Source organism: Salinicola sp. (assembly GCF_982684285.1).
In genome coordinates this window covers 1-1,063 of sequence record NZ_CEXLVS010000527.1, presented here as the reverse complement: position 1 = coordinate 1,063, position 1,063 = coordinate 1, and the positions used below count along the sequence as shown (strand labels likewise).

Genomic DNA, 1,063 nt, shown 5'->3' with positions numbered 1-1,063 from the left:
CAATCACTTCAGGATCTAATGACTTATCAGGACATTCTTGCCAAATCAGCTTATCATTAATGAGTTTTGGTTCTTGGGTATAACTATTCATGCCTTGTGTTGGCGCAACGGTGACAATATCTTCATGTATTAAACCATGCTTCAATAGTTCACCAATTAATACACCCATACCACCTGCTGCTTGGAAATGATTAATGTCAGCATCACCATTTGGATAAATTTGGGTAAGCAAGGGTACAATTTTGGTGATTTTATCGAAATCATCCCAATTGATAATAATACCTGCCGCACGAGCAATCGCCACCAAGTGCATAGTGTGATTAGTTGAACCACCCGTTGCCATTAAACGAACGATCGCATTGATGATTGCTTTTTCATCAATCATATAACCAAATGGGCGGAAGTCATCCCCCATTGCTGTATATTTCAACACCTGTTCTGTTGCATTTTTTGTTAATGCCTCACGTAAAGGTGTGTTGGGATTAATAAAAGAGCCACCTGGCAATTGTAATCCCATCATTTCAACCATCATCTGGTTACTGTTCGCCGTACCGTAGAAAGTACAGGTACCAGGACTATGATATGAAGCTGATTCAGCTTTTAATAAGGCATCACGATCTACTTTACCTTCGGCATATAACTGACGAATACGGACTTTCTCTTTGTTTGGTAAGCCACTCGGCATTGGACCACCAGGCACAAATATCGCTGGTAAGTGCCCAAAACTCAGAGCTGAAATCAACAATCCCGGAACAATCTTGTCACAAATTCCAAGAAACATTGCTGCATCAAACATATTATGGCTAAGGCCGATGGCCGCTGACATAGCAATTACATCACGGCTAAAAAGTGATAGTTCCATTCCAGGTTGACCTTGGGTCACACCATCACACATTGCAGGCACACCACCAGCAAACTGAGCCACTCCACCTGCAGCTGTTGCTGCTGCCTTAATAGTATCTGGATAATCTTTATAAGGTTGATGTGCTGATAACATATCGTTATAAGACGAGATGATAGCAATATTTGCTTTTACATTACCTGTTAAATCAGCCTTTTCACC

1 protein-coding gene is annotated in these 1,063 nt (G+C 41.1%); it reads right to left on the bottom strand.

Going from position 1 to position 1,063, the window contains the following annotated elements; all coding sequences use genetic code 11:
• Positions 1 to 1,063: dihydroxy-acid dehydratase domain-containing protein (locus AC3AYF_RS21665; protein ID WP_487780530.1), on the bottom strand; the 1,063-nt coding region annotated here is incomplete at both ends.